The organism is Microbispora sp. KK1-11, from assembly GCF_006874435.1.
In the GTDB taxonomy this organism is placed as follows: Bacteria; Actinomycetota; Actinomycetes; order Streptosporangiales; family Streptosporangiaceae; genus Microbispora; species Microbispora catharanthi.
The window spans coordinates 1-25,625 of sequence record NZ_VIRJ01000054.1 but is presented as its reverse complement, the minus strand read 5'-3'; the positions used below and the strand labels follow the sequence as shown (position 1 = coordinate 25,625).

The 25,625-nt window shown below is 65.1% G+C and carries 21 protein-coding genes, 1 tRNA gene and 1 pseudogene; 11 read left to right on the top strand and 12 right to left on the bottom strand.

The genetic code is table 11. The annotated features are described in order from the left end of the window. Positions 1-11: 11 nt before the first annotated feature. From FLW16_RS41380 to FLW16_RS41370, 3 genes are read right to left on the bottom strand one after another with little or no spacing between them, the layout of a single operon-like run. Entirely contained in the window at positions 12-704 is a 693-nt protein-coding gene (locus FLW16_RS41380) for a DUF2637 domain-containing protein (RefSeq protein ID WP_142566455.1), read from the bottom strand. A 31-nt stretch (positions 705-735) separates the two neighbouring features. After that, positions 736-2,112, bottom strand: a complete 1,377-nt coding sequence (locus FLW16_RS41375) for an FtsK/SpoIIIE domain-containing protein (RefSeq protein ID WP_142566454.1) — start codon at positions 2,110-2,112, stop codon at positions 736-738. Then, positions 2,109-2,453, bottom strand: coding sequence for a hypothetical protein (locus FLW16_RS41370; RefSeq protein ID WP_142566453.1), 345 nt, complete (start codon positions 2,451-2,453; stop codon positions 2,109-2,111). Before FLW16_RS41370 ends, FLW16_RS41375 begins: the two co-directional genes overlap by 4 nt. A 139-nt stretch (positions 2,454-2,592) precedes the next feature. Between FLW16_RS41370 and FLW16_RS41365 the strand changes: the two genes are divergently transcribed. The 3 genes from FLW16_RS41365 to FLW16_RS41355 all read left to right on the top strand — a co-directional run bounded on the left by FLW16_RS41365 (position 2,593) and on the right by FLW16_RS41355 (position 4,885). Next, complete coding sequence (locus FLW16_RS41365) at positions 2,593-2,973, top strand: GntR family transcriptional regulator (protein WP_142566452.1); 381 nt, start codon at positions 2,593-2,595, stop codon at positions 2,971-2,973. Positions 2,974-3,230: 257 nt separating this feature from the next. Beyond that, complete coding sequence (locus FLW16_RS41360; protein ID WP_142566451.1) at positions 3,231-4,268, top strand: AAA family ATPase; 1,038 nt, start codon at positions 3,231-3,233, stop codon at positions 4,266-4,268. After that, positions 4,265-4,885 carry a guanylate kinase gene (locus FLW16_RS41355; RefSeq protein WP_142566450.1) on the top strand — a complete coding sequence of 207 codons (621 nt, stop codon included), beginning with the start codon at positions 4,265-4,267 and terminating at the stop codon, positions 4,883-4,885. Before FLW16_RS41360 ends, FLW16_RS41355 begins: the two co-directional genes overlap by 4 nt. 508 nt (positions 4,886-5,393) lie before the next feature. Here FLW16_RS41355 and FLW16_RS41345 read toward each other — a convergent pair. After that, positions 5,394-5,723: a hypothetical protein gene (locus tag FLW16_RS41345; RefSeq protein ID WP_142566449.1), complete on the bottom strand. Its 330-nt coding sequence runs from the start codon at positions 5,721-5,723 to the stop codon at positions 5,394-5,396. Then, entirely contained in the window at positions 5,720-5,956 is a 237-nt protein-coding gene (locus FLW16_RS41340; RefSeq protein ID WP_142566448.1) for a hypothetical protein, read from the bottom strand. Before FLW16_RS41340 ends, FLW16_RS41345 begins: the two co-directional genes overlap by 4 nt. A gap of 100 nt (positions 5,957-6,056) precedes the next feature. Here FLW16_RS41340 and FLW16_RS41335 point away from each other — a divergent pair, with 100 nt between their 5' ends. Continuing rightward, entirely contained in the window at positions 6,057-6,476 is a 420-nt protein-coding gene (locus tag FLW16_RS41335) for a winged helix-turn-helix domain-containing protein (RefSeq protein ID WP_142566447.1), read from the top strand. Between the two features lie 1,906 nt (positions 6,477-8,382). Here FLW16_RS41335 and FLW16_RS41330 read toward each other — a convergent pair. From FLW16_RS41330 to FLW16_RS41315, 4 genes are all read right to left on the bottom strand, one after another. Further along, positions 8,383-9,597, bottom strand: coding sequence for a hypothetical protein (locus FLW16_RS41330; RefSeq protein WP_142566446.1), 1,215 nt, complete (start codon positions 9,595-9,597; stop codon positions 8,383-8,385). Positions 9,598-9,649: 52 nt separating this feature from the next. Further along, on the bottom strand, positions 9,650-10,783 hold the full coding sequence (locus FLW16_RS41325) for an ImmA/IrrE family metallo-endopeptidase (RefSeq protein ID WP_185949829.1): 1,134 nt from the start codon (positions 10,781-10,783) through the stop codon (positions 9,650-9,652). After that, on the bottom strand, positions 10,743-11,465 hold the full coding sequence (locus FLW16_RS41320) for a hypothetical protein (RefSeq protein ID WP_142566444.1): 723 nt from the start codon (positions 11,463-11,465) through the stop codon (positions 10,743-10,745). The genes FLW16_RS41325 and FLW16_RS41320 overlap by 41 nt, the downstream gene beginning before the upstream one ends. A gap of 585 nt (positions 11,466-12,050) precedes the next feature. After that, on the bottom strand, positions 12,051-15,719 hold the full coding sequence (locus FLW16_RS41315; protein ID WP_142566443.1) for a tetratricopeptide repeat protein: 3,669 nt from the start codon (positions 15,717-15,719) through the stop codon (positions 12,051-12,053). Positions 15,720-16,039: 320 nt separating this feature from the next. Between FLW16_RS41315 and FLW16_RS41310 the strand changes: the two are divergent. Further along, positions 16,040-17,305 (top strand): annotated as a pseudogene (locus FLW16_RS41310) (IS256 family transposase). Positions 17,306-17,588: 283 nt separating this feature from the next. Here the strand turns inward: FLW16_RS41310 and FLW16_RS41305 are convergent. Then, on the bottom strand, positions 17,589-18,770 hold the full coding sequence (locus FLW16_RS41305; RefSeq protein ID WP_221891559.1) for a pentapeptide repeat-containing protein: 1,182 nt from the start codon (positions 18,768-18,770) through the stop codon (positions 17,589-17,591). Positions 18,771-19,029: 259 nt separating this feature from the next. On the opposite strand from FLW16_RS41305, the gene FLW16_RS41300 reads away from it, so the two are divergent. Together FLW16_RS41300 and FLW16_RS44265 are read left to right on the top strand one after the other, a co-directional pair. Continuing rightward, the gene (locus FLW16_RS41300; protein ID WP_260616163.1) at positions 19,030-19,689 is read left to right on the top strand and encodes an HAD family hydrolase; all 660 of its coding nucleotides are present in this window, start codon (positions 19,030-19,032) and stop codon (positions 19,687-19,689) included. Between the two features lie 91 nt (positions 19,690-19,780). Beyond that, a tRNA-Thr gene (locus FLW16_RS44265) sits at positions 19,781-19,872 on the top strand. 68 nt (positions 19,873-19,940) lie between these two features. Here the strand turns inward: FLW16_RS44265 and FLW16_RS41295 are convergent. Next, positions 19,941-20,537: a hypothetical protein gene (locus tag FLW16_RS41295; RefSeq protein WP_142566441.1), complete on the bottom strand. Its 597-nt coding sequence runs from the start codon at positions 20,535-20,537 to the stop codon at positions 19,941-19,943. Between the two features lie 128 nt (positions 20,538-20,665). Here FLW16_RS41295 and FLW16_RS41290 point away from each other — a divergent pair, with 128 nt between their 5' ends. Continuing rightward, positions 20,666-21,100 carry a hypothetical protein gene (locus tag FLW16_RS41290; protein WP_142566440.1) on the top strand — a complete coding sequence of 145 codons (435 nt, stop codon included), beginning with the start codon at positions 20,666-20,668 and terminating at the stop codon, positions 21,098-21,100. Here the strand turns inward: FLW16_RS41290 and FLW16_RS41285 are convergent. Then, complete coding sequence (locus tag FLW16_RS41285; RefSeq protein ID WP_142566439.1) at positions 21,027-21,743, bottom strand: TetR/AcrR family transcriptional regulator; 717 nt, start codon at positions 21,741-21,743, stop codon at positions 21,027-21,029. The two genes, FLW16_RS41290 and FLW16_RS41285, sit on opposite strands and share 74 nt — an antisense overlap. A gap of 92 nt (positions 21,744-21,835) precedes the next feature. Here FLW16_RS41285 and FLW16_RS41280 point away from each other — a divergent pair, with 92 nt between their 5' ends. The 3 genes from FLW16_RS41280 (at position 21,836) to FLW16_RS41270 (ending at position 25,502) form a co-directional block, all read left to right on the top strand. Continuing rightward, complete coding sequence (locus tag FLW16_RS41280) at positions 21,836-22,678, top strand: SDR family NAD(P)-dependent oxidoreductase (RefSeq protein ID WP_142566438.1); 843 nt, start codon at positions 21,836-21,838, stop codon at positions 22,676-22,678. Positions 22,679-22,724: 46 nt separating this feature from the next. Beyond that, positions 22,725-24,356, top strand: a complete 1,632-nt coding sequence (locus FLW16_RS41275; protein ID WP_185949828.1) for a CocE/NonD family hydrolase — start codon at positions 22,725-22,727, stop codon at positions 24,354-24,356. A 93-nt stretch (positions 24,357-24,449) separates the two neighbouring features. Then, positions 24,450-25,502 carry a serine hydrolase domain-containing protein gene (locus tag FLW16_RS41270; protein ID WP_142566436.1) on the top strand — a complete coding sequence of 351 codons (1,053 nt, stop codon included), beginning with the start codon at positions 24,450-24,452 and terminating at the stop codon, positions 25,500-25,502. Positions 25,503-25,625: the final 123 nt, after the last annotated feature.

The window sequence follows — 25,625 nt, the reverse complement described above, 5'->3', positions numbered from 1 at the left end:
GGGATCTCCTCTCACAGGGCGTCCGGTGTGGTCCGCAGGGTGCGGAGCAGGTCGGAGGCGAGTTGGTTGGACACGCCGAGGCGGGCGCGCAGCAGGTCGCGGGTGATGGGTTTGCCGTGCTTGGCGTGGTGTTCGTCGGCCACGCGGCGGGCGTAGTCGACCAGTGCCGGGGACGGTCCCGGGCCATCCTGGTTGCCGTCCCTGCCGTCCGGCTCGGAGGGGACGAGCGCGGGGACGGAGGACGAGGCGGCGACTGGCGAGGGCGACGGGACGGCGGACGAGGACGGAGCCGGGGACGGGTTGGGGCGGGGACCGGAGGCCCGGCGCTCCAGCATGGAGACCGCGACGAGGAATGCCCCGGCGGGTGTGGCGGCGGTGAGCCAGCCCCACAGGGTGGGGTCGGCCTGGTGGAGGTTGGCGGCCAGGGACAGGACGATGCCGGCGACGAGGACGAGGGTGGGCCAGGAGATCCAGCCCCGCCGCATGCGTCCGGCCTTCTTGTCTCGCTGGCGTTCGCGGGCGGCCATGACGCAGGTGAGGTCGACGCAGACGGCCACGGCCCACGACATCCACCCGGTTTGGCCGCTGGCGGCGGCGGTGTCGCGGATGTGGGTGAAGCTGCCCGCCCCGGCGATGGCGGCCAGGACCAGGACGGGGCCGGTGTCGGCCAGCCGTACGGCCAGGCGGGACAGGGGCGCAGGCATCGGGGACCTCCTCTCGCTCGGTGGGATCGGGTTAGGCGGCGATCTGCGGACTTTCGGCGCTGCCGGGCAGTTCGTGGCCGAGGCCGGAGGCGGCGACCTGCGCCCACGAGGGCGTGATGTCGGCGTAAGCCTCGGCGGCCTGCTCAGCCGTGAAGGTGGAGACGTAGCCGGAGCGGGCGCGGTACCAGCGGCCATCGCTGCCCGTGATCACCGCGACGCCGGGCAGTTCCGGCGGGATCGACCGGGCGGCGACGAGCGCGTCAGGGTCGAGGTCGCCGAGGGTCATCACCGCGGTTTCGGGGTCGTTGACCCGATGGCAGACCCGCCCGCCGATCTGGGCGCGTAGCGCGGTCACGCCGGGGCCGAGGTCGGAGCCGATCCGCTGGCCGGACAGCACGAGGTGGATGCCGAAGGCGCGGCCGAGCTGCGCGATGCGCAGCAGGGCGGTAGCCGTACGGGTGACCTGGTCTTTTTCGGCCTTGTCGGCGGTCAGGAACAGCTCGGCCACCTCGTCCACCAGGACCACGACCGGGATGGGCCGCACGCTGTCCGGCAGTTGCCAGATGTCGCGCACCCCGAGCCGGCGGCAGGCCAGCATCCGGGCGCCCATGACCGCGATCAGGTCCGCCAGCAGGTCGAGGCACTCCGCGCGAGTGGTTGCGAGCGCAGTCAGGCGCGGAGCGTACGGCGACAGCTCGACCCCGCCCTTGAGGTCGAAGCCGACCAGGGCGACCGGCTGCGGGGCGAGCCCGACGATGAGTGCGTTGATCAGGTTTGATTTTCCCGACTGCGTCGCTCCGGCGTTCATCCAGTGCGGGATCAGCCGGAAGTCCATGCGCCAGGCGGTACCGGTCTCCAGCACCCCCACCACCGGCCGCAGCAGATCCTCACCCCGCCACCCCTCCCGCGGCTCAGGCGGAGGTGCGGCGGGGGCGACGTGCGCTAAAGGGTCGCGGGTAATCCCCTGGAGAGTGACGCGGCCGGGCTGGGAGCCGACGACGCGGACCGCCTCGATCCGCCAGGCGTGCGCGAGTCGATCGCAGACCTTGGCGTAGTCGTCGGGGATTTGCCCGTCCAGCAGGTGGAGGGTGATGCGGAAGCCGTGCCGGACCGGGCGGGGCAGGCCCATCCACGGCTTGGTGTCGACGGCGACCCGCTGGAAGCGTCGCTTGACCCGCACGACCCCGGTCGAGGCCACCAGACCCGGAACGGTGGTGAACCACCACCGCTGACGCTTCTTGGTCAGCCCGCAGCCGGAGGCCACGTGCCGCCAGGACCAGCGCAGCCAGACTGCCTTACGCGGGAAGACGAACAGGTACCAGTACGAGACCGGCGCCCACCGCCGCCACAGGACGAGGACGACCAGGGCGGCGACGGCGAGCAGCACTGGGCGGGGCAGGTGGATCATCGCTCGACCCCCGCCCCGTACGCGGCGGCCGTCGCGGGGAGGAACGACTGGGCCCGGTAGGCGATGCCCCACCGGCCCGCCTGCTCCCAGACGTAGCCGACCAGGCCGACCGGGACCACCTCGTCCCCGGGGGAGATGGGCGGTTCGGGGGTGGTGCTGACCTTGACCAGCTCCATGCGGCCGTTGTCGTCCTCGATCAGCAGCGTGACCTCGTACATGGTGTTGCCGTCCCGGTCCCGCTTGATCTCGCCGGTCTCCTTGCTGACCAGACGAGGGCGGGCGGCCTTGGCGCAGGTGATGTGCAGCTTGGAAACGTCGACAGGGATGGGGATGGTGCGCATGGTCTGTTCCTTCCGAGACGAGCTCTCTTAGGACTCATGGTGTTCTTAGTATGCCAAGTTGTCAAGGACTACTTGGAACTCTTGGTTGATGTGGGCTTTCGTGATTAAGGTGTACTGCTGGCAATGTGAGAGGGTCGGGATGATCGAGAAGACCGGTCGGCCTGCCTACATGCAGATCGCCGACGAGCTACGCGGGCAGATCCGCAGCGGATCGCTGCCGCCGGGTACGGCCCTGCCCTCGATCAACCAGCTGTGCGAGCGCTACGAGGTGTCGGCGAGCGTCGTCAAAGCTGCGATCAGCGTGCTCCGTACCGAGGGGCTGATCGTCGGTCAGCAGGGCAAGGGCGTGTTCGTCCGCGAGCAGGAGAGTGCCGGCCCTCCCGCGGTGCCCGGCGGCTCGGAGATCATGGAGCAGCTCGCCGAGATGCGTGCTGCCCTGCGGGACCTGGGGGATCGGATTGCCGATCTTGAGTCCGCTGTCTTTCCAGGGCAGAAGCGATCTGGTGAACCCGGCAAGTGATTTCTTCCAGTTCGGCGCGCAGCGACCGTAGGTCGGCGATGATGCGCCGGGTGGTCTCGTCGCTCGTGTTCACGGTGGCTCCCTGCGGTCGGTGTTTCCCGGTTTCGGGATGCCGCTAGTTCACCGTGATCGCGGGCTTTTCTGTATCACGCACCCTTAACTAAGCTTCTTCACGCCGTCTCATCAGCGGTTTACACGTACGTTTTCACATGCACCACCGCACGACCCACCCGAGAGTGTGAACGTGAAGGGATGCAATGAAGGCGACCCAGCGGCCCGGCTGGACCCCCTCCCGTCTGCGGGAACACCGTGAAGCCCACGGCCTGACTCTTGAGGCCGCAGGCGATCGGCTCCGAGAGACCGCCCGTCGGCACGGCCTTGCGGTGCCAGCGGCGAACTTCCAAACGCTGTGGGGTCACGAGCACGGCTCGATATATCCCGGCCCGCATTACCGCCGTGCCTACTGCCTCATGTACCAGGCCACCGAGCCCGACCTAGGATTTCGGCCGCCCCTTCCCGGCGAAACGGAGAAAGCGGAAATTATGATTTCCGATTTGCCCGCTCCCACCGATCCCGCAGCCGACAACGCCGCCGCCCAGGTCATCGAGGAGGCATTGGCCAAGGTCTCCGTCGACGGCATCCAGTCCGACAACCCCCAGCAGACCGCCCTACGTAACCGCATCGTCGACGCCTGGCGCAGGCGCCACGGCGGCGGCAGCCCCAAGCCGATCCTGACCCTCGTCGGCGGCTACGCCGGATCAGGCAAGACCGAGTTCTCCCGCTTCCTGTCCGACATCACCGGCTGGGCGTTCCTGGATAAGGACTCCATTACCCGCTCCATGACCGAACGCCTCCTCGTCTCGCTCGGCGGCGACCCCAACGACCGGCACAGCGAGCTGTACCTGACCGAGGTGCGTCCCCTGGAGTACCGGTGCCTGATGGAGACCGCGTGGGACAACCTCCACGTGGGTACGTCCGCAATCTTGTCCGCGCCGTTCATCAGCGAGCTCAACGACGAGGCATGGTTCAAGCGCCTGGAGAACCGGTGCGCCGCCAAGGGCATCGACGTGGCCGCAATCTGGGTCCGCTGTGATCCCGAGTCGATGCGCGAGTACATCGAGTTCCGCGCAGCCGCCCGCGACGCCTGGAAGCTCACCAACTGGGACGAGTACGTCTCCGGCCTCAAGACCGACGCGAGCCCGCCCACCGCACACATCACGGTCGACAACCGACTGGGCTCGGCGATCACCCTCGCCGACCAAACGCGCGAGTCGCTCAAGCGGATCCTGACGTGACCGCGCCGCCCGTGGGGGTCGTCCTTTACGGCCCGCCCGCCAGCGGCAAGAGCACTATCACGGCCGCCATGCACCGGCACGATTCGCGGTTTCGCCTGTTGCCCAAGCTCAAGGTCGGCGCCGGCCGCGCTGACGGCTACGAGTTCGTCACCGCCGAGCGGCTCGACGAACTGCGTCGCGAAGGCCGCTTGCTGTTGGAGACCCATCGGTACGGCAACGTGTACGCCGTCGACCGCCGGCACATCGAGGACATGACCGCCGCCGGACAGGTACCGGTCGCGCACATGGGCAACATCGCCGACTTGCGCCGTCTCGTCGGCCGCAGGCCGGACGCGTGGCTGCGCGTGCTGCTGTGGGCTCCCCGCGAGGTCAGCGGGCAGCGTTCGGAAGGCCGCGGAGACGCCGACACCGTCCAACGGCTCAAAGCCTGGGACGAGACCCTCGCCGACCTCACCGCAAACACCGACGACGGCTTCTTCCACCTCCGCATCGACACCGACCGCCTGGACGTTGAGACGGCCGCACGCGAGATCACTCAGGCGTTCCTCGTGCTGACCAAGGCCGTCAGCCCAGCACCCCGTCAGCCGGACAACGTGGCCGTACGCCGGGAGGGATGAGATCAGCACGCCACCAGGTGCCGCATTCGCAGCACTGCGCGCCGCCGGGAGGGTCATCACCGGTCGAGGTCCAGCAAACATCGACGTGGGCGCATCCCGCCAGCTCCGCACCCTCTGCGCGGCGCTGGCGGGACGGCGGCGAGCCCCGGCGGCATGCGTCGTCATCGCGCCTGACCAAGCAGAATCCTCGTCCACAGGTGCTCAGCGGCAGGGGGACGAACCCACTCGCTCTCTTCTATAAGCACCCCGTCCGAGCGGTCGTAGCGCCGCACGAACATCAAGCCGCCCGCCTGGCACAGCTCATAGACCACAGGTTGGCAGTCGCAGGTGTGCCGGCGGACGCGGACGGAAGCCGCCCGAGGCCGGCTCTCCAACCACTCGATTTCCTCACACTCGCGCTGTTCGGCGGCCGGATGAATCCCTACGCAGGCCGCGATCAGCTCAAGCACATCAGACGGTTTCCGCGGACGGCGATTCGCAGGCGGGGGAGTCGTCTTGGCCACCGGCATCACCACGGCAGCGAGGAGGACGAAGGAACACGGCGAAGCTCGGCATAGCGCGCGGCGATCCGCTGCGCCGCCGTCTTCACTGCCACCGCCCTGCATCCGGTGTAGACCCACCGGCCCGAACGCTGCGAAACGCGACCGGTCCACCAGCGGTAGCGCCAGCCCTCCGGCCCCCGCTCACACCACACCACAAGGTGGACCCACACCGAAAGCAGGGCCAAGCCGTCGCCCTCGTGTACGTCGGCGGAGACGCCCAGCCGCTCCAGCTCACATCTGAGCTGCTCCGCAACCACCAGGGCGGGAGAACGTACGACCGTCTTGACCAAGCTCACGCTTCACCGTCCTGGCGGGCGAGATGAGAGGCGATCTCGCGCTGTCTCTCCAGCTCAAGCACCAAGGAAGGCGCGTCGTCACTCCACACAGTCTGCGCCAGACCAGCGCTGAGCTGCTCAGCGCTCAGCGATACCGCGCGCCGCGTTGCGTACCAGCCCTGAGGGCCGGTCTCGCATGCCCCGCGCCAGATCACCCAGTCCGGAAATTGCGCTGCAAGGTCCTGCACCGTCATGAGCCACCCGATCAAGAGGGAACCATTCCTTAGTCAGAGTAGCTATGTACGTACATACGTGCAATGGGATGCGCCTATGCTGCTACGTAGCTTCGGCGTCATGACGATCGACCCCAGCGCCGACCGCCCGGTCTACAAGCAACTCGCTGATCTGATCCGGGCGCGAATCGAGGCGGGGGAGTACCGCCCCGGACAGCGGCTCCCGGCCGAGAGCGATTACGTCGCTGAGTACGGCATCTCCCGCGACTCGGTACGCCGCGCCATCGCCGTACTGAGGGGAGAGGGACTGATCGTGACCGAGCTGCGAGGCTCACGCGTCCGCGAGCAAGGAGAGGCCGTCACCGTTTCCATCGCACCCGGCGCCCAGGTAACCGCCCGCATGCCCACCGAACCCGAGCGCCGGCAACTCGGCATCGCCGAAGGCGTCCCCATCCTGGTCATCACCGAGCCGGATGGCGAGGTCCGCAAGCTCCCTGCAGACCGGACCATCATCGAAGCGAGCAAGGAACAGCAGAGCTGATCGGGCAGCCGGAAAGCAGGCATCATCCCTCCCGGCATCCTTGAAGAGCAGGAGCAGCCTCGCCGGGTCCGCGACCCTATTCGTGCTCGATGAGGATTTTCTCTACGTCGTCAAGCCCGCCTTCGGCGGGGAGTGCCGCGGGGAGCACGAAGGAGCCCGGCCCAAGAGCGGGCACGGGGAGAGAGCAGAAGAGCGCACCAAAGGCCCAAGCCACGACGGCCCGCACCGGAGACCACGCGAGCACGAGCATCAGCCGGCCACGGGCCGCGCGCCCCGCCGTCGGCGGGCTGCGGCTCTTCGGCCGGTCCCGCCTCGGCGGTCGCGCACCCCTACCGGCAAGCAGCGCAACGTCGGCGAACTGGCGCAGACGGCAGCACTGATGACGATCTCTCCTAAAGAGCAGGGGAAAACCTTGGGGCGCTGCCCCAAACCCCGGGGCACTCAGGCTCCGAGAGGGGGGCCGCGCGTATCTTTCGCCGTAGCTGGCTGGGGTGGAAGTCCTGATCACTCGCCTGCCATCAACCCAGGCAGAGCCCAGCAGCACGGCTCCTCCAGGTCAAGCCCAGCCGTGAGGGCAGGACAACCAGCGCGCCAGGAAGGTCACCGGGAGCAGGTACACGCGAGGCAGGGCTTGACCCTCCGTCCCCGGCCCGCTGTCGCTTCGCGATGGGTCGACGGCAGACGAGAGATCAGGACGTGAGGGGTGCCTTGCTTAGCGGCGCACCCAAACCCCACCCCATGCATCGTTGTCTTGATCTGGAAGGTGCCACCACTGCGGCTTTCGCCGCCTCACCCTCCAAATCTCGACACCTTTATCGATATCTGCGTCAAGCCTTTCTGACATGTGGCCGATAACTGATCGTATATGTCTGATATGGCCTTCAATCCGCGATTCTCGCTGGTCGGTAAAGCTTTGAGCTAATTCAAGCTCTTGGTCTGCCTGCTTCGAGAGACGGCGATGAAGTGACTGGCGTGATACACCGTAGCCGTTAGCCATTACATCCCAGGAAACTCCACCGTAATGAAGTAGAGCGCAGGTTTGAGCTTCGACGGCCAAAGTAGTCGCTCGAATGAATGTCTCCCTCCAGACGAAGGGATCGTTGGCGAGGGGGTGACATGGATCAGCCATCCCCGCGAACGTGCTAGCGAGGTAGAGGCAGGTCTCCGACCGAGCCCCTAAGAGGTTGCGTAATTGATCAGCTGCCACGACCGCTATACCACCAGCCGTCCCAGCCGATGTCAACCAAATGCTGACATCTGGCAGGCACCTCACACGGCACTCTTGCTTAAGTAAACGAAGCGGCCCCCCGGCGCAACGGAGGGCCGCTTCCCACCTTCACCAAGCCCTAGGAACGGCACCGATGAAGCACGTCGAGCGTACCCTCTCATGGTTGCGAGGACAGGACCCCGCAACCGCTGTCTTCGCCTCGTCACTCTGGACGTTGGCATGGATGCACACACTCACGGCAACAGATGCGCCAGCCGTCGCCTATCCCGCCCTCTTTGTAGGAGTGGCCTTCATCGCGCAGATGGCTTCCAGCACAACCAGATCGGAGCGTAAGAACAGCCGGCAACGGCGTAGGCCTCGCGGGACCCAGCGAGGGCATGAAGCACAAAGGAGCAGCGCACACTCCTGAGTGGGGCAGACAGGTTAGGTAGCTCGGTTCCGCGCCGCGGCTGGGGTTGCTGCACCGCAGCGAAGTACAGCAACCCCACCTCACATGGCCATCCGTTACCGGCCTTCAACTGCCTCCCGAGCAGGACGAGGAGCCCTCGACGTCGTGGCCCGCTCCCGTTTGCAAGCAGGAGGTCAGAGGGTCGAAGGCACACGAGAGACCAGGACAGCAGTAGGCGTGCAGCAACCGCTCCCTAGCAGAAGGGTTGCTGAAAGCGAAAAGCACACTTGTCAGTACGAGTAGAGGCTACGCGGCTGTTGCGTATTCATGCCCAAGATTCCGCACGCAGCCTCAAAGCGCACCGCGCCCTGCAACGTGAGACGATCCTCAAGTCGCTCGGTCAGTAGAAGGTTACCTTTGGCGTCAGTACCGCAGATCTTGCGTATGAAGCCAATGCCCCTGACGTCGGAGGTATTTAGCGACCACAATCTTGTCAGAACAAAGGCTCGTGGGTTCTCCGTGGGGCCGCTCGGAGTGAGGGCGACTAGAGTGTTCGGTGGAATATCCGAGTCGGTCAATTCTGACTCGTCGTCGCTCAAGCTCAGCGTCATTGCGTCGAAAACAGACGTAGCCATTAGACGGAAGCCTTCTGCTGTTATCCCTCCTCCCAAACGGCGCATTTGGAGATGCTTCTCGACCAGCGTCAGGTAGAGGCGAGTCAGAGTTGAGAGACTAGCTGTTACTTTCGCGCGATCGGCTTCGGTCTGAGGTAGCAGAATTGCTCGGCCACTCTTCGCGTGGGACATCGCGCCTCGCATGTCCGAGTACAGTTCCTGCTTCAGATGTTGGACAGGGTCGGACGTGCCAGGTGGGACAAAATCGGCCAGGGGCGCCACTTTATCTGCTTCTGTCAACGCTCGCTCGAACCACTCTCCCTCCCCTTCCCCTACCCTTCCATTCGGTCTGATCCTCTGCGGGGCAATGCTGCTCAGCACTGATTCCAGTGCTAGGTATGCATTCCGAAAGGCATCGAATAGATCCTCGGTCGTTTGTGAGAGTCGAAAATATCGAAAGCTTTCATGCCAGACAGGCGGAGGTGAAAGAGGCGAGGGAACCACGTTACCGGTAGAGTCTCGTACTAAAACGGTTACTGCACCCACGCTCATCTTCGTTGAGAGGAAGAAGACCTGTCGTAGCACTGTACCGTTTGGCTCTGGCCACCACGCAAGATGCTCCATATCCCAGCTTTTAATTGCGAGGTTGTCTTTCCCGCTCATACTCATGAGGTCAAGCCCTTTTTGGGCGGCATCTAGTCCAGAGCGAAAAGCGGTATCGTAGCCATTAAGTTTTCCCCCGCGAGCCACAACGATTTTTTGGTCTTTGCGAACTTCTACCTCCCATCCGTCTACGTGCGCTATCGCTGAGTCTCTGGCGACCGTTTGAAGAGAGAAGGCGGCGCCAGCTTCGCGGCCGAGGGGGATTCCGCCATAAGTTGGTTCGTGCATGAGTCGCCTATACTAATTGGGGGGTTGTGTGCATCCTACTGACCCGTTAGTGTCAGCCAAACGCGGTGTTTTTCGCGAGATTACTGGACGTGGCCGGCAGCCGTAGTGCAGGTGCAGACGTCACAGCAAGTCCGAATACCATTGCATCGAGATCAGCTGCTCGGATATGCAGGGAGTCTGCTATACGACGGAGCGACCAGCCGTCTTGTCGAGCTAGCTGGAAGAGTTGCTTGAAGAGCCGAGAAGTTTCTGGATGAATTCCGTCAGGTTCGGAAGTTCTGTATCCGCGCTGTGATAGCTCCACCATCCATGTTCGATGTGACCATTCTGATATTATGGCGAGCTGATACAGCCGTTGCGTCATCGCCACGGCAGAGATCTTCCAGTACTTCTTCAGTGTGAAGACGTCATCCAGTCTCAATTGTCCAACAACTTGCTCATATAGATCATCTGCTGGGACTAAAAGGCTTGAGGCGAAATCCTGAGCTTCTTGCTCGATTCGCTTCCCCTTGGGAGTCTCGGGTGTTTTGTGTAGGAGTAGGTGGCCAAGTTCATGGGCCAGATCAAAGCGCATACGCTCGGCGGTCTTACTGGTGTTGAGGAAAATGAAAGGGCGGTCCTCTAGCCAGAAGGAGAACGCATCAACCTCGCGATCCTCAAACGGCAGGGAGAATACGCGAACTCCCTTCCGCTCCAGCAATCCCAACATGTTCTTAATTGGGCCATCAGGCAACCCCCAGATTCTTCTCAGACTTTCGGCGGCTATAGCGGGAGAGAGGTTATCTGTTTCCGAAAAGTCTGGGAGATCGGACGCTGGGGTAGTGTAGTGTGCATCAATCCATTTGCTCAACTCGACAGATAGCGTACTTGCCGCCAAGACTCTATGTACTTGGCGGGCGGTCATGGACGACATTGCTCGAAAGCTCGCCGATTCTTCCTTCACGATGGACGTGTCGTCCAGAAGAAAGAAAGTGGCCGGAAAGTCAAGAGCCGCAGAAAGTAGATCGATTGGCGGATTTTCTACGGATCCTGCCTCCCAGGAGCTCACAGTTCTCCTGGAAACCCCACAAAGCTCCGCAAGCCCCTGCTTCGTGAGCCCGCGACGTTCTCGCGCCAAGGTTAGGCGTGACGGGTTGAACGATTGGCTAATCTTTTGGGGGGCGTCCGACCAGGTCTTCTCCGTCATCGTCTTGGTCCTCATCTATAGCTATCGGCGCTACAGCGCCAGAAATCGGGATAGGTGTGACAAGAAGTCTCTTGTCCCAACCACTCACGTAGCCGTGATCGCCTATGGAGTCTGGATATGATACTTCAATTCGGATTTCTTTTGACGTAGGGCGGAGGACTATGAACCATGTTTGACACACCTCATCCGGTGCGGCCAGTTCGTCTTCCTCGGTTTCGAAGCCCGGGAGTGGCACTTGAATATACCGCGCATTGCGGTTGATCCGCTCCGTGGTCTTTCGCCCGCGCTTCCTTGCTAGTTTGGGATCGCGCGCTCCCTGTATGCCTGTATACGAGTCGCCGGCAACCACCGCGAAGGCAATTCCGCGTTCTTCGGAGTAGACAGTCTCGTAGTTGCTGCTCTTACCGATTCGCCACCCTTGGCGCAGCTTCAGCAGCTCTCGTCGAAGCGCGGCCAGCGTCTCGGCCCACATGACCATACCGGGGTAGCTAGAGGGGTAGACGCGGTGCTGTACACGCCGACGAGCGGTGTCCCCGATCTCGATGCTGCGGTGGATCGTCTCTACAGTCAGCCCAAGATCTTCCAGATAGAGAGGTGTGTCCTCGATGGGGATCACACGTCTTGGCTGCGCCGACTCTCTTGCTGACCCGGTCATCCTGCCTCCGAAGCTCAACTTCCTCATACGGTACCTCATTCGAGGAAGGAAAAGAGGAAGATCAAGGCATATAGGCTCTGAGCTGCAGACACTGACGGTGATCTACAACCCGTAATCCTCGAACAGATACACGCGAGGCAGGGCTTGACCCTCCGTCCTGCCGGCCCGCCGTCGCTTCGCGATGGGACGAGGGGAGACGGAGATCAGAGCGAAGAGCTGTCAGGCGGCGCCTGGTGAGATACTTGCTAGCGCTGCTGCGTTGAGCCCGGTAACGCCGGGTCTGGGAGTGTGGTGGTGCGGGCTGTCCTACCTGCTCATGTTCGTTGGTCTCCGTCTGACGGAGGCTGAGGAGAGAGGAGACGGTCCTATGACCAGAAGCATTCGATGGGTAACTCCTGCTGCGTTGGTTCTCTCGGGAATTTTCGGCAATCTCGCCGCCACCGCAGTACCAGGCTGAGCGCAGCAGCCCAGACGCGAGACCGCTGCGACTGCCTAACGGAGTCGTCTCGCCTACTACCCGGGCGACGTCCCGCCGGGCGGACACCAGTCGCAGCGGTACAGCTCTTCCACCGGTCGTGGCCGGCACCCGCACGCCACATCCGTGAGGGATTCCTAGATGTCTGTCACCCACCTCGGCAGGTCGCTTTCGGTTATCTCACGCCATACTCGAGCAACGCCTTCCGGGTTGTGCTGATAGGCCTCGCGGAGTAGGCCTGCAACAGGCGGGAGCAACTCGTCCAGCCCTGCTTCAACGGCAACCGTCCGACTCTCAAGCAGGAAGGGAATCGCCTCGACAGCATTGCCGTCCTGTAGCAGGACCATTCCTTTCGCGGCCCGGTTTCTCGCCAAGCCGGGCAGGAAGGCATCAGGGTGGGTCTGGGCCAGGGTGCGGTAGAGGTTGGCGGCTTCTTCGATCGCGGCCAGCGCTTCCTCCCGTTGCCCCAGGTCCGACAGGCGGTTGGCCTGGTTGTTGAGCGAGTCGGCGAGGTCGGGCAGGAAGGCATCAGGGTGGGTCTGGGCCAGGGTGCGGTAGAGGTTGGCGGCTTCTTCGATCGCGGCCAGCGCTTCCTCCCGTTGCCCCAAACTCGACAGGCAGTTGGACTGGTTGTTCAGCGAGTCGGCGAGGTGGGGCAGGAAGGCGTCGGGGCGGGTGTCGGCAAGTGCGCGGCGGATCTGGACGGCTTCTTCGGCCGATGCCAGTGCTTTTTCTCGCTGCCCCAGGCTCGATAGGCATGTGGACTGGTTGTTCAGCGACGTGGCGAGGTGGGGCAGGAAGGCGTCGGGGTGGGTCTGGGCCAGGGTGCGGTAGAGGTTGGCGGCTTCTTCGATCGCGGCCAGCGCTTCCTCCCGTTGCCCCAGGCTCGACAGGCATGTGGACTGGTTGTTCAGCGAGCTGGCGAGATCGGGCAAGAAGGCATCAGGGCGGGTGTCGGCAAGTGCGCGGTAGAGGTTGGCGGCTTCTTCGATCGCGGCCAGCGCTTCCTCCCGTTGCCCCAGGTCCGACAGGCAGTTGGACTGGTTGTTCAGTGAGCTGGCGAGATCGGGCAGGAAGGCGTCGGGGTGGGTGTCGGCAAGTGCGCGGCGGATCTGGACGGCTTCTTCGATCGCGGCCAGCGCTTCCTCCCGCTGCCCCAGGTCCGACAGGCATGTGGACTGGTTGTTCAGCGACATGGCGAGGTCGGGCAGGAAGGTGTCGGGGTGGGTCTGGGTCAGGGTGCGGTAGAGGTTGGTGGCTTCTTCGATCGCGGTCAGTGCTTCCTCCCACTGCCCCAGTCTCGACAGGCAATTGGACTGGTTATTCAGCGACATGGCGAGATCGGGCAGGAAGGCGTCGGGGTGGGTCTCGGCAAGTGCGCGGCGGATCTGGACGGCTTCTTCGGCCGATGCCAGTGCTTTCTCCCACTGCCCCAGTCTCGACAGGCAGGTGGACTGGTTGTTCAGCGAGTGGGCGAGGTTGGGCAGGAAGGCGTCGGGGCGGGTCTTGGCCAGGGTACGGCGGATCTGGACGGCTTCTTCGATCGCGGTGAGTGCTTTCTCTCGCTGCCCCAGGCTCGATAGGCAAGTGGACTGGTTGTTCAGCGAGCTGGCGAGGTGGGGCAGGAAGGTGTCGGGGTGGGTCTGGGCCAGGGTGCGGTAGAGGTTGGTGGCTTCTTCGATCGCGGTCAGTGCCTTCTCTCGCTGCCCCAGGTTCGACAGGCAGTTGGACTGGTTGTTCAGCGAGCTGGCGAGGTGGGGCAGGAAGGCGTCGGGGTGGGTCTGGGCCAGGGTGCGGCGGATCTGGACGGCTTCTTCGGCCGATGCCAGTGCTTTCTCCCGCTGCCCCAGGCTCGACAGGTAGCTGGACTGGTTGCTCAGTGACCTGGCGAGGTCGGGCAGGAAGGCGTCGGGGTGGGTCTGGGCCAGGGTGCGGTAGAGGTTGGCGGCTTCTTCGATCGCGGCCAGTGCTTTCTCTCGCCGCCCCAGGCTCGACAGGCAGTTGGACTGGTTATTCAGCGTGGCGGCGAGGTCGGGCAGGAAGGCATCAGGGTGAGTCTCGGCTAGAGACCGATATATGGTGACGGATTCGGTGACGGCTGCCAGAGCCTCTTCTCGCCGACCTAGTTGGGCTAGGACTGTGGCGAGTTTGCTGCTCCATTCGGCTATTTGAGCCGGATCGGTGTCGGCGGGTAGCAGGTCACGGACCCGGCGGGTCACCACCGCATCAGCAGCGGCCAAGGCCACCGTCGGGTAAGGGATCATGTCGGCGATCTGCTGGAGATCGGCCACGGCGGCCGGGGCGTTTTCCAGCACATGAGCGAACAGATCACCTAGGGCGGGGGCGGTCTGGACCGCGACCACGATCGCCGCTGCGGCCAGACCCGTCAGGTCCTGCCGCAACGCCTGCTCGATGAGCCCGGCAGCCTGCTCGTGATGGGCGCAGGCGCGGGCCAGGACCGTCAACATCTGCACCGCTTGCCGCTCTGTCAAATCGGTTGAACATGCCTGGCGCAGCAGTGAACTGGCTGCCAGCTCATTAGCGGCGTGTCGCTCGGCCAGTAGGTCAGGCCGCAATGCCTTCACCTGTTCCCCCTCGCCGGGATACACCTGCCGCAGCCAGCGCACCACAGCCCCTACCCGCGCATCATCGGCTCGCGCAAGGTCGGGCACCCGCCGCACCACCGCCCGCACGGCCTCTTCATCATGGTCCTGGGCATCCAGCAGCAGCGCCACAGCGGCGACCACCTGTTGCAGCACCGGCAGAGCAACCCCCGCCCCAGCGCGCCGAGCAGTCTTGTCCCACAGCCGACGTTCGTGCCCCAACAGCCGGTCCAACACCCCCAAGTCCGCAGCCGCCCGGCCCCCGGCCGTCCCCTGTTTCTCGTCCAGCACCGCCACCAGCGCCGCCGCGTGCAACACCAGGACCGGCAACCGCTCGGCCGAAGTGACAGTGAAGGACATTCGCGGTATCGGACGGCCCCGCGCCGCCGCGAAGAACGGAAGCGCCTCCTCGATCACCTGAAAATCGCTGCAATTGGCATCCAACGCGGGTGCCAACTCCAGCACCGGGGTGCGCGCCACCAGAGCCCGGACCGCATCTGATTCGGTGTCCAGCTCCGTCCACCAGTCACCCGTTTGACGGGCCAGCAGCAAAACTCGCAGCCTGCCTGCATCCCCAGTAGCTTCCAGGCGGGCCACCTCAGCCAGCATGGCCGGCAGTTCGGAGCGGGTCTCGGCGTAATCGACGAGCAGCAAAACCCGCTGATCCACCTGGCTGGCGGCCTGGATGGCCGCCACCTCCTGTCCCGGCCGGACTTGCCGGCACTCCCAGTCCATGAATGGCAGCGACTCGGCCAGATGCAAGGCCAGCCGGGTCTTGCCCACCCCGCCCTGACCGGTCAGCAATCGCACCGGACACGCCGCCTCATCCTCGCACCAGCTGGTCAGAGCCTTCAGTTCCTCGACGCGTCCGGCGAACGTGACTACCCCGTGTTCGGGACGCAGCAATCCCGCCACGCTCTCACCTGATGCGGCCACCTCACTGGTGGCCGCCAACGCCGCCCGCCGCGTATCCTTCTCGGCATCCGCGGCAGCTTTCGCCGCCTTGACCGCCCGGCGGGCAGTAAGCCATTCGCTGACGTACGACCCCGCAGCCCCGCCCGCGATCACTCCCAACACGGGCAGCACCAACCGCACCGCCAGCGGCCATGTCGAGGGCGTCAAGGGAACCATCGCCGCCACCACACCTGCCGCTAGCAGCAGCAGCAAAAACCCGAATGGCCGCCCACGGTGCCTGTCGCCCATGACACTAGGATCACGGCCTATCGAGATCAACAAGCGTGGACGCGGTCAATTGCGCTGGGACCGTGATCTGACTCCGCTCACCCTCCCATACGGTTGGGTAATACGGGACCGCAAGAACATCTGCGATAGAGCCGTTGATGGGACAACCCTCCAGTGCGGGCCGTACTGGAGGGCCACCGTTGTGCGCTGAGCGAGAAACAATCGGCCACGCTGACCAGCCGCCGCAACCTTCACCCGGGACTGTAAAAACAACGGTGTAACTCCTGATCAAGGAGACACCTGTGACGAGTACGGTGATCCAGGCATCCGAAGTGTTGGACCTGGAGGACGCCACGGTGGCGCGGAAAGAGCATGAGGCGTCGGATCGCGAGTTGGTGGCCCGGCTGGTCGACCAGGCCCGCGCCGAAGGGCTGGAGCTGGTCGGTGAGAACGGGCTGCTGGGTCGGCTGACCAAGCTGGTGCTGGAGTCAGCACTGGAAGGCGAACTCACCGACCACCTCGGCTACGACAAACACGATCCGTCCGGCCGTGGCAGCGGCAACACCCGCAACGGCACCCGGACCAAGACGGTCATCACCGACGTCGGGCCGGTCGAGATCGACGTGCCCCGAGACCGAAACGCCAGCTTCGAACCGAAAATCGTGCGCAAGCGGCAGCGGCGCCTGCCGGGCGTGGATGAGATGGTCATCTCGCTGGCTGCCAAGGGCCTGACGACGGGGGAGATCTCGGCGCACCTGGCCGAGGTCTATGGGGCGGAGGTGTCCAAGCAGACCATCTCCACCATCACCGACAAGGTGATCGAGGGCATGGCCGAATGGCAGAACCGCCCCCTGGATGCGGTCTATCCGGTGGTGTTCATCGACGCCATCCACGTGAAGATCCGCGATGGGCAGGTCGCCAAGCGGCCCATCTAAATCGCTTTGGCGGTCACCGCTGACGGTGAGCGCGACATCCTCGGTTTGTGGGCCGGTGACGCCGGTGAGGGTGCCAAGTTCTGGCTGCACGTGCTGACCGAGATCAAGAACCGGGGCGTCGCCGATGTGCTCATGCTGGTTTGCGACGGCCTTGAAGGGCTGCCGCAGGCCATCGAGCAGGTCTGGCCGCAGGCCGTGGTGCAGACCTGTGTGGTGCACCTGCTGCGCGCTTCCTTCCACTACGCCGCACGCCAGCACTGGGACGCCATCGCTAAGGCGCTGCGGCCGGTCTACACCGCCCCGACCGAGGCCGCCGCGCTCGAGCGGTTCACCGAGTTCGCCGAGGCATGGGGCGGTAGGTACCCGGCCATCGTGAAACTGTGGGAGGACGCCTGGGCGGAGTTCGTGCCGTTCTTGTCCTTCGATGTCGAGATCCGGCGGGTGATCTGCTCGACGAACGCGATCGAGTCGGTCAACGCCCGGATCCGCCGGGCGGTTAAGGCGCGCGGCCACTTCCCCAACGAGCAGGCCGCGCTCAAGTGCGTCTATATGGCGGTCATGAGCCTGGACCCGACCGGTAAGGGCCGTAAACGCTGGGTGACTCGATGGAAGGCCGCCCTGAACGCCTTCGCCATCACCTTCGAAGGCCGCCTGACCCCAACCGCCCGATAGAACCCATCAAGACCGAGTTACACCGTTGATTGGACAGACCCCCTCACCCATGCTGAGGAACCTAGGGCGTTGGAAGATGCCGAGACTTTGAAGCTATAGCGTCAGCTGTGGAGATGGTGACCGCGGGAGATGCGCGGGATGATCTTCCCGGGCTCTTCCTCTACTCGAAGCTTAGCCCCAGGTCAGAGGTCGTGCGGGTGGAGTAACCGTAGCGGTCTTGAAAACCGCTAGGCCGGGGTGGCCGGTCTTGCTAGTTGTTGGAGCATCGAGCCAAGTGCCCTGGTCACGGCTCACACATATTTCTGTCGTCGGCACTGACATCCTCCTGCTCCGTGACAACTGGCTCACGGTCTGCAGGGGAGGTGCACTGCAGGCGACGAGTACCATCCGGCTCTACGCGCACACGCCAACCCTCCGGCCACACATGCCGTCCGGCACCCGTGACCAATATCCCGCCCAGTTCGGGGTTTTCATTGAAAACCGCATCCTCAAATGTAGAGTCTCCGGCGAAGGCCGCTCCTTCAAACCACACGTCTCCGGTGAAGATCGCCCGTCCGAATCCGACGTCCCCGGCAAAGGCCACGGAGCCGAACAGGGCTCGCCCAGCGAAGACTGCCCCGCTGAAGTCGGCAAGCCCAGCGAAGGTCGCCTTGTGGAACCACACATTTCCGGCGAAGGTAGCCTCACGGAACCAGGTGTCGCCGAGAAAGCTCGTCCGGTAGAAGGACGCCCCCGCGACGTGACAATGGTCGAATTCAAAGTCAACGAGGGTGGCACCGGTCAGGTCAAGGCGGATGCCAGGCCAAAAGCGCTGCCCAGGCTGCATACTGTCCTTTTCGACGGCAGACCGATCGTTGCGTAAGTGCTCGGCCAGGATGCGCTGCGCGGCCATCCGGACCTGCAACTCACCCTCACGGTCCAACTCCAGGACTTTGCCACTGTCGGTATCGTCTCCGGAGGCTTCGTTGGACAGGAACTCGGCAGCGCTGGCCTCAGCAGGTGCTAGCAAGGCAGTAATGGCGTGGGGCAGGGTGTAGGGCATCCGTAGGTAGGCGCAGATCACATTGACAATGGTCTGCCGGTGATCGGGGTTGTCCTGGGCCAGGCGCTGGAGGGCGTACAGTCCGCCGAGCCGTACCACAGCCTTATCGCTGCCCAATTGCTCAACCGCCTTGATGTACAGCTCAGTGACCCGCCGCTCGGTGGCGTCGTGCCTGCTGTCCGCAGCGGCGTGCTCAGCCAGATAGGCGGTAACGTGCGCCGTCAGTTCCTGATGGCGTTGCCGGCGAAAGGCCAGCATCACCGTGATCGCCGCACCTACACCCGCGCCAGCCGCCAAAGCGGTCTGGATGACCTCACTTCGAGCGGTCGTTACCGCGGGTCCTGTCGGCATGGAGGGAAGCCCGGTCAGCAGCCACTGTGCCACCCCGAAAACCGTCCCGGCCACCAGCAGTGCAGTCGGCACAATCCACCATGCGGCAGCGCGGGGCCTTCGGAGCGCCGGAAGTGCCCCGACATCTGGGCGGCGGCGAAACGGTTCAGATAGTCTCATAACGCAATATCAGCCAGAGGCCTGACGTCTGTTACTGACGCCACTCAAGCTTGTCATCATGACGTCGGCCTCAGGCGGGTCACGATAGAGAGTGCAGCGTAAGGGCTGGAAGATCTTCCGCCGCCATGCCCTACGAGAACGGCCTCGTCTGTAACCCTATGCTGCTCATAGGATGCGCAGTGTGCAGCGGCTTGCGCTCTTTGACCTGGACAACACCCTCGTGAACCTCGACGAGGCCTTTCAGATGTGGGCCAAAGAGTTCGTTGACGAACACGGACTGGACCACGAGGCGATTGACTGGCTGAAGGCGCTAGACCAAGCCGGCTACCCGCATCGTGAGGTGTTCTTCAGCAAGGTTCGTGAGCACTTCGCAGTATCTGAGCCCGCCGAGGAGCTGTGGGGCCGCTACCGGAAGCGCATGCCCTACCTCATCCGCTGTCGGCCGGAGGTGATGGACGGCCTCTCGCGGCTTCGCGCATCGGATTGGACGGTGGCCATCGTTACCAACGGGACCGCCGACAACCAGCTCGGGAAGATCCAGCAGACGGGATTGGTTGGGGCCGTGGACGGCTACGCGCTTTCGGGGATCGAGGGCATTCGTAAGCCGGACTGCAGGCTCTTCGAGATTGCGGCCGGGCGGTGCGGCATGACTCTCGATGCCGGGGGCTGGATGATCGGAGACAACCTCATCGCGGACATCGCCGGCGGACGCGGAGCAGGGCTCCGTACGATCTGGGTCGACCGGGGGACATGGCCGGACCAGGAACACAGCGCGGATCACGTCGTCACCGACGTGCTCCAGGCGATGGAGATCCTGCATAGCGAGGCCTGATGGGGCTCCGCCTCTCCTCACGGCAACTGCTGTACAGCAGCGCCGTACAGCAACAGCCCCTTACACGATCACACTCCACCAGCCCGCATCTGCCGCCTTAGCAGGGCAGCAAGCCTCCAGCCAGGGACCTGCCTTTCCCTCGTAATGAAGGGGTCAAGGGTTCGATTCCCTTAGGCGGCTCCACTACAGAGGCCCTCCCGGAGAACCGGTGAGGGCCTTTGCGTGTCTATCTGCGTGACTACCGTTCCCGATCACTTCTTGAAGATGCGGTCCATGACCACCGCACCCTCCTGGAGGACGGGCCGAATCTGCTTGCGATAGACCAACTCGGTGACGGCCGTGCTGCTGTGCCCGACCAGGCACCAACGCAAGCAGGACGACGATCGTTTCAGCATTGCTCGTAATGAAGGGGTCAAGGGTTCGATTCCCTTAGGCGGCTCCAGTGGGCCGTTCTTGAAACGGCTGGACTGCAGTTGACGGGATCCCGTCTGATCATCGCGATCAGGCGGGATCTTGTCGTTTCGGGGGTTTCCGAATCTGGTTCGTCCTGGTTTGGTGACCGCAGAGCGGGTGGCTGGGAAGGCCCGGGTGGTGTCAGGCCGCTGGTGGGGGAGCGAGATCCGGCCGTTGGGCATGGCGAAGCCGACGGTGGGCTGGGCGCTGCGGTGGGGTGGCGGGTTTTGCGGCAATGGGGCGGGTGGTGGTCTGCTCTGGGCTGCGGGTGGCGTGTCGTCGAAGGGCTCGACTGGAGTCTGCGGGGTGTCGGCGGGTGTGATCGGCTCGTTTTGGAGCCGGTGGGTGTGGCGCCACTGGTCGAGGAAGTGGTCGTTGGCGACCGTGACGAGCAATGCGACCAGGATGGTCTGGGCGTCGCGGGCCGGCCGCCGCCCGAGACCACGGCCGCCCGGAGACTGCTCACCGGCTACCGGCACCGGCTCGCCCTGGCCAAGGACCCGCCCGCAAGGCGAGTCCCGCCGTGTCGGGCGCGCTGCGCGCGATGCTGGCCATCCTCGACCGGACCACCCTGGCCGGGCAGCGCGACGCCGCGCTGCTGTTGCTCGGCTACGCCACCGCCGCCCGCGCCGGCGAGCTGGTCGCCCTCGACCTCGCCGACGTCACCGAGACCGGCGAGGGCCTGGACGTGGTCGTCTACCGGCCCAAGCTCAAGAGGTACACGCAGGTGGCGGTCCCGTACGGGCGTAACCCGGCGACCTGCCCGGTGCGCGCCGCGCGCGCCTACCGGGCGGGCCTGGCCGGCGCCGGGCGCACGACCGGACCGCTGCACCGCGGCCGGGCTGACCGGCACCTGGACCCTCGCTTGATCGGCAAGACCGGCTCTACCCGGCGGGGCGTTGGCCGGACGTCGACGACGGAGAGGCGTCCGCCCGCGGGTAGCCGAGGTTTCCGATGACCAGGGTGGTCAGCATGCTCCGCAGTGTGCCGGTGAAGTCGAGCCGCTGCTCAGCCAGTGATGGGGCGAGCTCATAGGCGGCGAGCATGCTCGGCGACGGCACCGAGTGCGTCCAGATGGCGCCGATCACCAGGATGGCTTGGGCGGCCAGTTGGCCGGCGCCGTCGCCGAGTTCGGGCAGCGTGCCACGAATCAGCCCGGCGAGAGTGATCACGTTGTCGATGGCCGCGTGCTTGTACCGAATGGCGACTTCCGGCGAGACATTGTGCTCCAGAACCCCGGCCTGGGCCGAGAGCAGGTCGCACAGCGTGCGCTGGTGGTCGAGCGAGCGGGTGAGGGTGTCGACGAGCTGCGCGCAGCGCTGCTGGGCCGTGTCGTCGATGTCGATGCCGACGGCGAGTTCTTCGGAAAGCTGGTCGAGCCACAGTTTCCAGGTGCGGTCCAACAGTTCGAGCAGGATCGCCTCGCGGGACTCGAAGTAGCGCAGCAGGGGTGACTTGGCCAGCCCCACCCGGCGGCTCAGCTCGTTGAGGCTGACCTTGCTCACGGGCATCTCGTCGAGCATGGCGGCGGCGGTGTCGAGGATCGCCTGCCGACGGATCTCCCGCTGTTCCTCGCTGCGCGCCCGACGGAATGTCGTCATGCTCGCCATGATAGGCGGCCGGCATTGACATGATACCGCCGGTCTATTACGTTGACAGGGTAATAGACCGCCGGTACATAAGGGGTTCGATCATGTCGAAGGTGTGGTTCGTCACCGGAAGTTCTCGCGGCCTGGGCCGGGCCCTGGTCGAGGCGGCGCTGGAGGGCGGCGACCGCGTCGTCGCCACCGCACGTAAGCCCGCTCAGCTGGACGACCTGGTCGAGCGCTACGGCGAGCAGGTGCTTCCCGTGCCGCTCGATGTCACCGACAACGACCAGGTCCACTCCGCTGTACAGCGGGCAGTGTCGGCGTTCGGCCGCCTTGACGTCGTGGTCAACAACGCCGGGTACGCCGACCTGGCCGCGATCGAGGATGTCGACCTCGCCGACTTCCGGGCCCAGATGGACACCGACTTCTACGGCGTCGTGCAGGTCACCAAAGCGGTGCTGCCGTTCCTGCGGGCACAGGGCTCGGGGCACATCTTCCAGGTCTCCTCCATCGGCGGCCGGGTGGGGTCGCCCGGCTTGGCTGCGTACCAGAGCGCGAAGTGGGCGATTGGAGGATTCTCCACCGTTCTCGCGCAGGAGGTCGCTCCTCTCGGGATCAAGGTCACGGTCCTGGAACCGGGTGGCATGCGCACCGACTGGGCCGGCTCCTCCATGACTGTCCCTCCGATCAGTGAGCCCTACCGGTCCACCGTTGGTGCGTTCGCTGACATGCTTCGCGACGCAGCTGCGGTGAGCGAGGCCACTGGGGTAAAGCCCGCTGAGCCGGCAAAAATCGCTCGGGTCGTGCGTGATCTCGCCGGTCGAGACGACGCGCCGCTTCGGCTCCTGCTCGGTGCCGACGCCTACGGCTACGCCCAGCAAGCGGCCCAGGTCCTGGCCGAGTCCGACGAGAAATGGCGTCACGTCACCGATTTCGTCTCGGCCTGAACCGCGCCCGCGGGCACCCGACAGCATGTGTGAACAGGAGAACCCTGTGGCGGAACAGGCCCACTTCGACTTCGCGCCGGACGGGCGGCCGGACCTCGCCGATCCGCGCCAGGTCCTGGCTCAGCTGGGCATCAGCGCCCGCAGCACCGACTGTCTGGTCACCACGGTGCGAATCGGTATGCGTGACGGTGTCGAACTGGCGGCGGAACACTACGCGCCCCACACCGACCGGCCGGCGCCCACCATTCTCGTGCGCTCGCCGTACGGGCGCGGTTTGCCATACGACCTACTACTCGGGCGGCTGTTCGCCGGCGCCGGTTACCACGTGCTGCTCCAGAGCTGCCGGGGCACCGCTGACTCCGACGGTCAGCTGCGACCGATGGTCCAGGAGGCGGCGGACGGTCACGACACGGTCGCCTGGCTTCGTGGGCAGGACTGGTTCGACGGTCGTCTGGGCCTGTTCGGCATGTCCTACCTTGCCCACTGCGTCTACGCACTGCTCCAGGACCCGCCGCCCGAGGTGAGGACCGCGGTGATCGTGGTCGGGCCGTACGACTTCGGTTCGGCGTTCTATGGCACCGGCGCGTTCACCGTGCAGGGGTGTCAGAGCTGGAGCAATCTGGTGCGCCGGCCGTGTCCCGGCGTTGACGACGAGTTGCCGGCCGACGCCGCGCAGCGGATTCCGCTGCTGGCCGGCGCCGAGCTACTCGGCGCGACAGCGCCCTGGTATCGAGACTGGGTGAGCCACCCGGATCTGGACGATCCGTACTGGCGGCCCTATGACCAGCGTGCGGCGCTGGAGCGATTCGCGGGGCCGACGTTGCTGATCGGCGGCAGCTACGACGTGTTCTTGCCGCAGAGCATCGAGGCTTTCCAGGCGCTGCGCGGTCGAGGTGTCCAGGTCGCCCTGACGCTCGGTCCTTGGATGCACACCGATGTCGTCGCGGTAGCCGCCGCAACGATGGTGGACGAGACGCAGGCGTGGTTCGACGACCATCTGCGCGACGGCGTCGCCACTCTCGCACGACCCGCCGTCCGGCTGCACGTCGCCGGTGTCGACGAGTGGCGCGAGCTGGACGGCCTGCCGAGGGCTTCCGGGCGCCTCACGTTGCGGCCTGGAGCCGGTGGAACGCTGAACACCCGCGGCGATAGCGAGTTCTCGACGTTCACCTGTGATCCAAACGATCCGACGCCCGCTCTCGGTGGCCGCCGTGTCGGTCCGAATGGCGGGCCGCAGGACAATGCCGCACGCGAGCAGCGGCGAGATGTGCTCACCTTCACCACCGCGGCGTTCGACCGGCCGATCGAGATACACGGCAGTCCCACGCTGAGCGTCGGTTTGACATCCGACAACCCACACGCCGACCTGCATGCGCGGCTGTGCGTGGTGGACGCGGACGGCATCTCCGTCAACTTCTCCGACGCGATGCTGCGGCTGCCGTTCGCGGCCGATCCGACCGTCGCGCGAACGATCGAGCTGACGCTCGATTTCTGCGCTCGCCGGATCGGCGTCGGGCAGCGGATCCGGCTACAACTGTCAGGCGGATCGTTTCCCGAGTACGACCGGAACCTGGGTACCGGTGAGTCGCCGGCGACGGGTGTCGCGATGAAGACGGCGACGCACTTGATCGACCACGCCACCACCATCCTGTCGCTGCCGGTCGACGAGCCGGCCTGACCACAACACATCACCGGCCTTGGGGAACAGCCGAGCAGTCAGTAGCGATGAGCGATTGCCTTCGGCTGATCCCCGTTCCTAGGGTTTGTGACCATGATCGACGGAACGGTTGAGCCTGGTTTCGAGCAGGTGCGGGACGTTTTCGCCGATGTGCTGAGGCGGCAGGCTGGAGGAGCGGGAGCGGCGGTCGCCGCCCGGCTGGACGGCCGATGGATCGTCGACCTGTGGGGCGGGCCCGGCTGGTCACGCGACAGCATCGTCATGCCGTACTCCGTGACCAAACCGTTCGCGGCGGTCTGTGCGTTGCTCCTTGTGGATCGGGGCGTGCTGGAGTTGGACGCCCCGATGCAGCGCTACTGGCCCGAGTTCACCGCGCCGGCGACCGTACGGCATGTCCTGTCGCACCAGGCCGGCGTGGTGGCACTAGACCAACCGGTGCCCACCGGGACCTTCTACGACTGGGACCGGCTGTGCGCGCTTCTCGCCGCGCAGGAGCCGTCGTGGGAGCCGGGCACCGCGCACGGCGAGTCGGCGTTGTTCTACGGGCACCTGGTCGGTGAACTGGTCCGGCGCACCGACGGGCGGACGCTCGGCCGCTTTCTCGCCGAGGAGGTCTGCGGCCCACATGAGCTGGACTTTCACATCGGCCTCGGCCCTGCCGAACAGGCGCGGGCGATCGAGCTGACCGGCTTGACCTCGGCCTTCCGGGCTGCCGCGCTGGACGGCAAGCCCGACCTCTACCGCCGGGCGATCGGCAATCCGCCCGGTGCCCAGGACCCGGCCGTGGTCAACTCCGCCGCCTGGCGGGCCGCGGAGATCCCCGCTGTCAACGGCCACGGCACCGCCCGTGCAGCCGCCGGGTTCTACTCCGCGTTGCCTCGGCTGCTGTCGGCCGACCTGCTCGCCGAGGCCGTCACCGCCCAGTGCTCGGGGACGGACGCGGTTTTCGGGGCACGGACGACCTGGGGGCTGGGCTTCGGCATCGAGGGTGACGACTACGGGATGGGCGGCCTGGGCGGCAACTATGCCGGAGCCGCCGGCTACTCCTTCGCCTTCCTCACCGGCCATGCCGGCGATTTCGATCGGGCCGCCGACCTGGAGAACGCTCTGCGTGCCGTTCTCGGGCTGGGCCCGATTCCCGGCTAGACGAGTAAGTCCTAAGTCGCTGTGAGGCGGGCTGTGGGAAAGGGCGAAGGGTGTCGATGATCCGTTTGTGACGACAGACATCAACACCCTTCTCACCGCACTGTACGTCAAGATCGATGACTG

Bases quoted from the DNA above. Each gene is read 5' to 3' on its own strand.
- FLW16_RS41330 (WP_142566446.1), bottom strand. From the start codon at position 9,597: ATGCACGAACCAACTTATGGCGGAATCCCCCTCGGCCGCGAAGCTGGC.
- FLW16_RS41370 (WP_142566453.1), bottom strand. From the start codon at position 2,453: ATGCGCACCATCCCCATCCCTGTCGACGTTTCCAAGCTGCACATCACC.
- FLW16_RS41360 (WP_142566451.1), top strand. From the start codon at position 3,231: ATGAAGGCGACCCAGCGGCCCGGCTGGACCCCCTCCCGTCTGCGGGAA.
- FLW16_RS41380 (WP_142566455.1), bottom strand. From the start codon at position 704: ATGCCTGCGCCCCTGTCCCGCCTGGCCGTACGGCTGGCCGACACCGGC.
- FLW16_RS41365 (WP_142566452.1), top strand. From the start codon at position 2,593: ATGATCGAGAAGACCGGTCGGCCTGCCTACATGCAGATCGCCGACGAG.
- FLW16_RS41300 (WP_260616163.1), top strand. From the start codon at position 19,030: ATGCGCAGTGTGCAGCGGCTTGCGCTCTTTGACCTGGACAACACCCTC.
- FLW16_RS41315 (WP_142566443.1), bottom strand. From the start codon at position 15,719: ATGGGCGACAGGCACCGTGGGCGGCCATTCGGGTTTTTGCTGCTGCTG.
- FLW16_RS41325 (WP_185949829.1), bottom strand. From the start codon at position 10,783: ATGACGGAGAAGACCTGGTCGGACGCCCCCCAAAAGATTAGCCAATCG.
- FLW16_RS41340 (WP_142566448.1), bottom strand. From the start codon at position 5,956: ATGACGGTGCAGGACCTTGCAGCGCAATTTCCGGACTGGGTGATCTGG.
- FLW16_RS41335 (WP_142566447.1), top strand. From the start codon at position 6,057: ATGACGATCGACCCCAGCGCCGACCGCCCGGTCTACAAGCAACTCGCT.
- FLW16_RS41285 (WP_142566439.1), bottom strand. From the start codon at position 21,743: ATGACGACATTCCGTCGGGCGCGCAGCGAGGAACAGCGGGAGATCCGT.
- FLW16_RS41280 (WP_142566438.1), top strand. From the start codon at position 21,836: ATGTCGAAGGTGTGGTTCGTCACCGGAAGTTCTCGCGGCCTGGGCCGG.
- FLW16_RS41375 (WP_142566454.1), bottom strand. From the start codon at position 2,112: ATGATCCACCTGCCCCGCCCAGTGCTGCTCGCCGTCGCCGCCCTGGTC.
- FLW16_RS41270 (WP_142566436.1), top strand. From the start codon at position 24,450: ATGATCGACGGAACGGTTGAGCCTGGTTTCGAGCAGGTGCGGGACGTT.
- FLW16_RS41320 (WP_142566444.1), bottom strand. From the start codon at position 11,465: ATGAGGAAGTTGAGCTTCGGAGGCAGGATGACCGGGTCAGCAAGAGAG.